The organism is Bacteroidota bacterium (assembly GCA_018698135.1).
In the GTDB taxonomy this organism is placed as follows: Bacteria; Bacteroidota; Bacteroidia; order CAILMK01; family JAAYUY01; genus JABINZ01.
Window position 1 is genome coordinate 1 of record JABINZ010000250.1, and the last position, 10,348, is coordinate 10,348.

The 10,348-nt window shown below is 34.3% G+C and carries 4 protein-coding genes and 1 pseudogene; 4 read left to right on the forward strand and 1 reads right to left on the reverse strand.

Going from position 1 to position 10,348, the window contains the following annotated elements; genetic code table 11:
- Both HOG71_15460 and HOG71_15465 read left to right on the forward strand, forming a co-directional pair.
- The coding region (locus HOG71_15460) for a T9SS type A sorting domain-containing protein (GenBank protein MBT5992245.1) at positions 1-2,270 on the forward strand (2,270 nt) is incomplete at its 5' end.
- Between the two features lie 319 nt (positions 2,271-2,589).
- The gene (locus HOG71_15465; GenBank protein MBT5992246.1) at positions 2,590-2,889 is read left to right on the forward strand and encodes a hypothetical protein; all 300 of its coding nucleotides are present in this window, start codon (positions 2,590-2,592) and stop codon (positions 2,887-2,889) included.
- 277 nt (positions 2,890-3,166) lie between these two features.
- Here HOG71_15465 and HOG71_15470 read toward each other — a convergent pair.
- A pseudogene (locus HOG71_15470) lies at positions 3,167-3,722 on the reverse strand (YbhB/YbcL family Raf kinase inhibitor-like protein).
- A gap of 675 nt (positions 3,723-4,397) precedes the next feature.
- Between HOG71_15470 and HOG71_15475 the strand changes: the two are divergent.
- A complete protein-coding gene (locus HOG71_15475; protein ID MBT5992247.1) occupies positions 4,398-8,663 on the forward strand; it encodes a PKD domain-containing protein in 4,266 nt (1,421 codons plus the stop codon).
- Positions 8,664-9,000: 337 nt separating this feature from the next.
- Positions 9,001-10,170: a site-specific integrase gene (locus HOG71_15480; protein ID MBT5992248.1), complete on the forward strand. Its 1,170-nt coding sequence runs from the start codon at positions 9,001-9,003 to the stop codon at positions 10,168-10,170.
- Positions 10,171-10,348 lie beyond the last annotated feature (178 nt).

The following is a 10,348-nucleotide window of genomic DNA, read 5'->3' on the forward strand; positions in this document are numbered from 1 at the left end:
AAATGAATATTTACCTGAACGCAAAACTTTGGCATTCAGGAAATGGGAAAAACAGAAAAATGAGTGGTATAACTAAATTCAGAATTGGTTCTAATGGAAACAATACCAGCAATTACGATGGACTGATTGATGAATTTAGTATTTGGAATACTGTATTAACAGAGGCTCAAATTCAAGAGCTCATGAATCACGAAATAAATCCTTCGGCAAGTCATTATACTAGCCTTATCTATTATTATAATTGCAATGAAGGTCAGGGAGTATCACTTTCTGATCAGAGTCAACATCATGTACAAGCAACAATGGATGGGCTTCCACAATGGACAGAACATTCAGCCGAAACTCAGTTCAAGAATTTTAAATCTGTAAATAGCAGGCCAATTATCATCATTGATCAAAGTAGTTATGGTGGTAATTATATTGAAAATTTACAAGTAGATTCGATACAACAAGGATTACAAAAAGTGATTTTCTATAACGATTTCACACATCCCGATATCTCTACCGATACGCTTTATGTTTGGCCCTCATACTATAGCTATACATTTGATAATTTGGGAAATAAAATCGATTCCACTTTGGTAGCTGTAGATTCAACATTAATACGTGTTGATCATCCTGCTTATTATGATGAAAAATATCATCAACTAGAACGTTATGAAATAGGCCGATACATTACACCTTATGGAATCAATCTTGATTTAGGTGAAGGATTTATGTGGATATACGACATTAGCGATTATGCATCCCTTTTACACGATTCTGTAAAAATTGCTTCAGGAAACTGGCAGGAATTACACGATCTGAAATTTGTTATGATTGAAGGTACTCCTGCTCGCGATCCGATTGATGTAATCAATTTATGGAATGCAAGTGTAGCTTATACGGGAACACAGGAAGAAGTATTAGTTCCAAAAACAATTAAAATAAATGAGGATGTTAAAACAGCTCGTTTAAAAATCAGAACAACAGGACATGGATTTGGAGGCAATGAAAATTGTGCTGAATTCTGTGCTAAAACCCACAACGTTCATGTTGATGGAAGCAAACGATTTGAACAGTTTGTGTGGAGAGACAATTGTGGTAGTAATCCTGTTTATCCTCAGGGAGGAACGTGGATTTACAATCGTGCAAACTGGTGTCCCGGTGCTGAAGTATATACAGATAATTTTGAAATGGGTAAATACATCACAGCTGGTGATTCAGTTGAAATCGATTATAATTTTCAAAGCGGATACACTTGGAATGGTTCAGGTAGCAGACCAACCTATAGAGTAGCTTCTCAAATTGCTATGTTTGGCGATTTTAACTTTAGCTATGATGTTGGAATTGATAACATAGTTCGTCCAAATAATTGGGAGTTTTATTCTCGCGAAAACCCTTCCTGCCAAAATCCAAAAGTAATTATTACAAATTATGGATCCGAAACTATTAGTTCGGTACTGCTAAAATATGGATCTGTTGATACTGATTTGGCCAGTTTTAAGTGGAAAGGAAGTCTTAAATCATTCGAATCGGCAGAGGTTGAACTTCCATTTTACTGGGGTAACTGGGATGGTGATAATAGATTCAGAGTAAGCATAGCCAATGTAAATGAGCAAGCTGATGAATATGCCAGAAATAATACAGCCTACAGTACTTTCGAATTACCTGACGTTTATCATAACGAACTCCTATTTTACTTTAGAACGAATAATGCAGCAAACGAATCATCTTATACATTAACTGATGCCTCAGGGCAAGTTGTTTATGAAAGAGGTGCAGGCACCATGACCAATAACAAAATGTATATTGATACTTTTTATTTGCCTAACACATATGGTTGTTATAAACTTCAAATAAAAGATGCCGAAGGAGATGGTTTATCCTTCTGGGCTAATAACGATGGCGATGGATCTGCCAGAATTCGTAAAGTAGGAGGTGTATTTTATCCTTCTATAGAACCTGATTTTGGGAATGAATCTACCTTATATTTCACAACCGGATGGTCTTTAGGCGAAAATAAAACAAAAACTGCAGCTTTTGAGTTTAACGTTTATCCTAATCCAACGGAAGGAAAGTTGTTTGTGCAATTCAATTTAGAGGATATGGAGAACACCTTTATTAATGTTTTAGATTTATTTGGAAAAACTATTCAATCATTTGAATTGGGAATAACTCAAGCTGATATGTTTGAGGTTGATTTGAGCAATCAAGCTGCGGGATTTTATATCATCCAAATGCAAAATGGCAATCAGGTAGAGACCAAGAAGGTATTGTTGAGTAAATAATCATTTGTAAGTTTCAAGAATAAACAAATATAGAGGCTGTCTCAAAAATCTTTCGAACCATCATTCTCGCGCTTTGCTTTGCATGCTGCCGCTGAAGCTTTAGCCTAAGCGTCTGAAGCTATGCGAAAGCAAGAAGCGGGATTCTCTATCTTATTGATAATGAGATTCCCATTTTCCTGCCCTGCCGGCAGGCGGGCATGGGAATGACGCCAAGGGATAGAATTTTTGACTTTTGAGACAGCTGCTAAATTTGTTTTGCTTATAAAAAAGCAATAATTGCCTGCTTTAATAAAATTGACGTTCAGGTTTTTTAAGATAGATGGAAGAAAAACAACGAAAATTTAAAGATTTAATCAATACACCCTTTAAGAAGGTGATGTTTGGTTTACAAATTTTGAGCTATATCTTAATAGTTGGATCGCCTGCAATTGGTGGTTTAATCGGAAAATGGATGCAACTGGGACCAACCAAAACAGCAGGACTTATTGTAGGTGTTTTCATTGTTGGTGAAGTCTTATTTTATGCTACTCTCCTATTTCTTGGCAAAGAAATAGTGTTACTGATAAAAGATCATGTCAAAAAATGGTTTAAACGAAAAAAAAATAAGACAAGCAATTAAGAATATATTTTTTATTTTGGCTTGAATACACAAAGGATTATAACTAAAACGTATATCCTTTATTATACCACAAACATATTTACTGTAATACCATTCATTTTTAGGTCACTGATTCGCAGAAATTTCATTTGCTTCCTAAAAATAAATCTGTAAATCTGTGGCAATTTTTACATCTTAGGTACAATAGCAGATATTCAATAACTAAAAGCAAAAACCTCAATAGCACAATGCTGTTGAGGTTTTCTAACTATACATAAAAAAACGTTGAAGGTCAATGTTATCCACCATATTTCCCAACAATGGTTTTCTGTTCTAAAATATGATCAGCAATAGCAGTCATTATTTCAGTGGCTGTAGCACCGCTACTTAAATTGACATGCATACAAGTGAAAGTTGTAGTTATGCTCTCCTGTTCCTCCGGGAGGACAGGGACCACCATATCCCAGATTCCCCCAGGTATTGGTTCCATAGCTTGCACCAGTTGGCAATGTGTTTATGTTTTCTGAAAATGTAAGTGTTGTTACTGGAATGTTAAATACAACCCAATGAATCCATGTGCCAGTATAAGCATCTGGATCAACCATTATTATGCAAAAGCCTTTTGTTCCAGTTGGAGGATTCTCCCATTTTAATTCTGGAGATACATCTGACCCATCGCAGGTGTACTTTGAAGGAATTTCAGTTCCGTTGTCAAATGCAGGAATTGTAAATGCAAAAGGGTCGGTGTTAGTTGGATCGTTATTGTTGTTTGGATCAGGGATGTCTTCTTTATCACAGTTGATAAAGAATCCTACAGATAGAATTAACAGAAAGGAGAGTAAAGGTTTGAGCATTTTCATAGTAATGTGTTTTTTTGGTTTTTCTTTAGTGTAATAAATAGTATAGAAGTAACTATAAAATTGAAAAAAGTTTAAACAACATCTTTTAATACTATCTGAAAGTATAATTTAGTGATTTGAAAAATCAATAAATGAACACACACGAAGACAGTTAATTCGAATCCTATTTATTAATGTAAATTCAACAATAGTCCTTACTTCTTGTAATAAAACCAATAACAAGACTGAGGATAATTCTTAGAATGAAGAATAAGATATTGAACATGCAACTCAGGCTGCTTGTATACTTTAATCATTAGTTTTAAGTGGTCAAAACGAAAATCTGTACTCAAATGGATTGGGAAGAAGGTTTCAAGAATTGATACTGATATCGAAGTTCAGGAAATTGTGGATTTATATCAAATAGCGAATCATTTTGGTGAAAGTGAAAAAAGAATTTCTTAATGAGTTAAACGAGCATGGATACCTAATAGCACTGTGGAGTTATTGAATTGAAATTTACAGACAGCTGTGATTAGATTGGTAGGTAAAATTACCTATAATAGTAGAATAGTGGTTACTTTTCACTGTCATTAGATACTAAACCATATAACTTCAAAAAAAAATTAATTAAGGAAGTAAGACCTAACTGTTGCGCAACAGATTTTATTAACCTCTAAAAAATGAGCTATGAAAACGCTAAGAGGAATAACATCTGTATTGATAACTCTATTAAGTCTGCTGTTTGCAGCCCAAACACATGCAACCCATTTAATGGGCTCCGACCTAACCTGGACCTGTATTGGAAATGATTCATTTCTGATACAATTAACAATTTATCGGGATTGTAATGGTGTAAATGTAGGATCAGCTAGCATTCCGTTTAAATGTGTTAGTACGGGATTAACTATTACAACTATAACAATTCCCAGACCAGTACCAACTGATATAACACCTGTTTCTGTATTGGGAAGTAACTGCTCAAATTCTAGTTCGGAAATACAAACCCGCTGTGATAATCCTTCAAGTTCCTATCCTTATGGTGTTGAGCAATATGTCTATCAGAAGATAGTTGTTTTAAGCGGAGCAGGAAGTTGCTGCAAAGTAAATATGTCATGGGAATCTTGCTGTAGAAATCTACCTATCACTACAGGAATGGCTGGTGATTGGTTTTCTGTTGATGCCACTTTAGACAGATGCATAAGTCCCTGTGATAATTCTCCTAGTTTTACAAATCCACCTATTTCTATCATTTGTCTAGGTCAGGATTTTGTTTTTAATCATGGGGTTGTAGATATTGATGTTAGTTCAGGAGGAGGATTAATTGATTCATTAAGCTATGAATGGACTTATCCCAAGGGACAGAATGGTGCTGATTTAAGCTACAGTGGCCAATATGATTACAACAAACCAATTTATTTCTGGGGATTTCCAAATAAGAATCTTCCCTATCCAAGAGGATTTCACCTAAATCCTCATACGGGCGATATTATGTTCAGACCCATGAAAATAGAACAAACTGTTATGGCCGTTAAGATATCCGAATATAGAAATGGAGTTAAAATTGGAGAAGTAAGGCGAGATCTGCAAATAATTGTTATTAGCTGTCCCAATAATAATGCCCCCATCTTAAGTGGACCGTTTTATAAGGAAATATGTGCAACCAATACGGTTACATTTACAATTAATACGTATGATTATGATCCGCTAGATACTTTATTGATAAGTTGGAATGGCGGAATTCCAGGTGGAACCTGGACAGACAATAATTGTATTGTAAAACATCCAACAGGTACTATGACCTGGACTCCCGGGGAAGAGTATGCCAGTCCTATACCATATGTTTTTACTGTTACCGTAGTAGATGATGGTGTTCCTGTTAAAGGTCGCGCAACGCGTGCTTATCAGGTTCTGGTAAAACCTCTTCCTAAGGCTTTAATAACTGTTACTGATTCAGGCTGTGGAGATTATCATTTAATTGCTCAAGCTATTTTAGGTAGTAATCATGAATATCAGTGGGTTGGAAACTTCAATCCGGGTTTTGTTAATACTGGTCCATACATGCACTATAGATTCAAGAAACCAGGAGAATATCCCTATTCGTTGATTGTAAAGGCAAATGGCTGTGAAAGAGTTTATTTTGATACCATTATTGTTGATACTTTTCTTCGTGTCGAATTAGAGGATATTGAGCTTTGTAAGGGCGATATGGTAAATTTAACAGCAAACTATTTAAACAATGCAGGGAAAACTGAAATTTTATGGAGCACAAGTACGAGTGACACTTTGCAGAATCTATCCTTTACTTCTACAACGGACACTTTTGTTGCAGTTATGATAAGCGATAGCAACCAATGCATTGCACGCGATACTGCTTTTGTAAATGTACATGAAAAACCGTTAGTAAACTTAAATGAAAATACTTACATCTGTAAAAATGGATATGAGATTTTACAACCTATACTGACATTCGATGAAAGCAAATTAAAAGAAATGCAATGGTTCAGTTTGCCAGATTATGCTCTGCTGTCAAAAGATACTATGTTGGCAGTAAGTGAGTTGGGGAAATATTTGTGCAAAGTGGAAGACAGCATGGGATGTATTGCCATGGATTCAACAATTGTGTTTCTTAATCCTGAGGTAAAAGCATTAGCAGAAGGTGGTAAAATATGTTCTGGTGAAACAATTGTAATAAAAGCAGATTCAAGTGGTTCAAAAACGACAAATGTTCTATACGAATGGTATCAAGGAGCTACAATTATTGGAATTGGTCAGGAACTGCAGGTTTCGCCATTGGAAACAACAGCTTATTGCTTAAAGGTTTCCGAAATACTTAATGGTATCGAATGCTTTGATTCTCTTGAGATACGAGTAATTGTAAATCCATTACCAGAGGTTATTCTATCTCCAATTGATGAAAGATGCATAAGTGGAAGCAACAGTACACTGCTACAATTAGATAATTATGTGCAGGTGAGTCCAACTTATTCTACTATAAACTGGAATTCCAGTAGCAGTGGTTTGGTTAATTCAAATAACTTTAGTCCAGTTTTGGCAGGAGTTGGTGATCATACTGTATTTCTTGAAGTTAGCAATCCAGTAACTCAATGTACTTTTAAAGGTGAATTGAAGATAAAAATTCATCCTCTACCAGATGTGTCTGCAGGAAAGGATGTAGAATTATGTTCAACAGATCCCAAATATGCTTTGATTGGAATTCCTCAAAATGCAAGTTCGAATTGGTATTCATCAGTTCCAAATGCAATCGAAAAAAACAGTAATGTTTACTATTTTAATCCTGAAGTTCTTGCAATTGGAAACGAGAATGGCTATGCTCTTATCTATTCATTTACAGATTTTAATGGATGTAGTAATACTGATACAGTAGAAATGACCGTTTTCAAAACCCCTGAGCCAATTGCTGGATCTTATGCTGACATGTGTATTGATGGAAATAAAATTTCATTAATTGGAAGCCCTATTGGTGGATTATGGACAGGTAAAGGTGTAATGAATAATGAGTTTGTTCCAATTATTGCAGGTATTGGAGAGCATATTTTAAATTATGAAGTCCATAATGGAATTTGCTCAGCTCAGGATCAGACAACAATAGTAGTAAACCCATTACCCAAATTGACAGCAAACACACATAACAGCAAAAGGATATTTTGTACAAATGCAGATTTGGTTGAGCTTTTTGGCACTCCAAGTGGTGGCAGCTGGAGTGGAGAAGGAGTTGTTGGTAATTATTTTGATCCATCAATCTGTGATAAAACAAAAACTGAATTTGAATTGGTCTATATTTATGAAGATGGAAATGGATGTGTCAACCACAAAAGTCTGATTTTAAATACAAAACCAGCTCCTGAAATTCTTATCGATCTACAACAAAATGTACTTTGTTTTCCAGAAATTTTCTCTACCACTGCTACCTACAAAAATGCTGATGGTATTGAGTGGTATAAAAACAATGACTTAGCTTCAGGTGCATTTGTGGGCACTATTAATCAGCCAACAATTTCTTATCAGGCTGATGAAGGTGATCGGTTCAGGCAATACTTCTTCTTGTTTGCAAAATCAATTCAGACAGACAATATATGTCATCCTGATTTTGATTCCATTAAAGTGATGGTAAATGACATTCCTGTTCCAGAGTTTGAAACTGATGTAGTTGAAGGTTGCAAACCATTGGAGGTTAATTTTTTCGATAAAAGCAGTATTGATTATGGCGAGATAAACTACTGGAGATGGACAACTGGAGATGGATCAATCCTTGATTTGCAAAATCCTTCCTATCTTTTTGAAGAAGCAGGAAGCTATACAATCAGCCTGAAGACGATGAGTAAATTCGGTTGTGAGAGTACATTGGTGAAAAATCATTTCATCACTGTACACGATGTACCAAAAGCAGGATTTATTCCTGAACAGGATTTAATTAAACTTTCTTTACCAAAAGTAGTTTTTCAGAATACGTCAACTCATGTAACACCATTAACTTCATACAATTGGAATTTTGGTGATCATTTAAGTTCACAAGGAGGCTATTCAAAAGAAAAGAACCCAGTATATACATATTCAGATACAGGAAAATACAAAGTAGTCCTTTTTGCAGAAAATGAATTTGGCTGTTCTGATTTTTTTGAAAGAATTATTGAAGTTTTACCGGATGCGATTGTTTTTATCCCTTCTGCATTTAGTCCGAATCAAATAGGACCAGATGATAACAATGTGTTCAAAGTATTTGCTGAATCCATTACAGATTTTAATCTAAAAGTATACAGCAGTTGGGGTGAATTATTGTATGAAGCAAATGATTATGAGACCCATGCTTGGCCTGGTACTTATTATCAATCCAACAAGACTGTTCCACAGGACGTATATGTATACATACTGCAGGTTAAAGATGAAGTCGGACAAGAATATAAGTATACTGGTACAGTTACTTTGTTGAAATAACTTTATACTTTAGTGTTACTTTAAGGTTTTGCAGCTCTTTCCTCAGCAAATATTAAAGGCTTAAGTCTGTGACTTAAGCCTTTAGTCTCAATATCAAATTAAATAATTGACAGAATAATGGTTTAAGTTTCAAACTCAAACCAGAAGTAGTTATTAGACAGTCCTTCCTGCCTGACCGGCAAGACAGGTAAAAACCGGTTTGCCTATGAAAAAATTCATTCGCTGTAATATTTACCATTTTGAATTCAGGTTATAAATATTAAACAAGAATGAATGTATATGCAAATAAAATAGTAAATTGTATTAAATAATTACTGCTTAAATTACTCGTTTCTTGATGACTAATTTAATTCAAAACAACAAATTCAGACTAAAAGTAATCCTCGAACCTCTCAGGATTGAAGGAAATAATTACATTAAGATTAAATTTCCTTATGATGAGTTATTGGTTGAAACAGTCAGGCAAATTAAAGAAGCCACATATAATCCAGAAGAACGATTTTGGTATATCATTAATAAACCCGATAATCTAAAACAAATCTTTAGTTCATTTAATGGTATTGCCTGGGTTGATAGTACAGCAATATTCCAAAAAAACACAAAGAAGCAAGAAATCAAAACAAAAAGGGAAATTGCAGATATAAAAATTCCAGAAGAGTTTGAGAAGTTATTAATTCGTAAACGATATAGCCCACAAACCATCAAAGTTTACAAATCATCATTCATTGAGTTCCTATCCTACTATGCCACAAAAAAGCCTGAAGACCTGACAGAATCAGACATTAGAGATTATCAGGATTATTTAGTAAATAAGCGTAAAATATCAATCAGCACACAAAACCAAGCAATTAATGCTATTAAATTTTATTACGAACAGGTTTTAAAACATGAAAAGAGAAATTATTGGATTGATCGACCAAAAAAAGGTAGGTCTCTGCCAAATATAATATCTGAACAGGAGGTTCTCAGATTAATTAATGCAACAAACAATTTAAAACATAAATGTATAATAGTAACATTATATTCATCCGGTGTGCGGATTAGTGAACTACTAAATTTAAGAATACAAGATATATCTTTCGACAAATCGATTATATTTGTAAAAGCAGGAAAAGGGAAAAAAGACAGGATTACAATATTATCGCACAAAACAGCTGTTTTGATTAAAGAATACTTACACGTTTTCAAGCCAAAATATTGGTTATTTGAAGGACCTCGACATCTTCAATATTCTTCTACAAGCATAAATTCAATTATTAAAAAGTCGGCATTAAAAGCAGGAATAACTAAAAAGGTAACTGCTCATACTTTAAGACATTCATTCGCAACTCACTTAATGGAACAGGGAGTTGATACATTATATATACAAAAGTTATTAGGACACAATTCACCCTTAACAACAGCTATTTATGCCTTTGTTAGTAAAAAGAGTCTGATCAATATCATAAGTCCTTTTGACCGAATATTAGAAGATATAACATTGAATAACAACAAATTAGAAAACTAAACATATAACTATATAAACAACATTATTGTTTACACAAACGTTGGTGTTAATTAAAAGAATTTCAGGTGTTTATGAATGCGTTGGACGCACATTTTACTAAGTTTTCACCCTATTCAATGCGTGTTTTTTTACGTTATGAAAGGCAATTGGATGGAATATAAGGTTCAAAGATATTTAA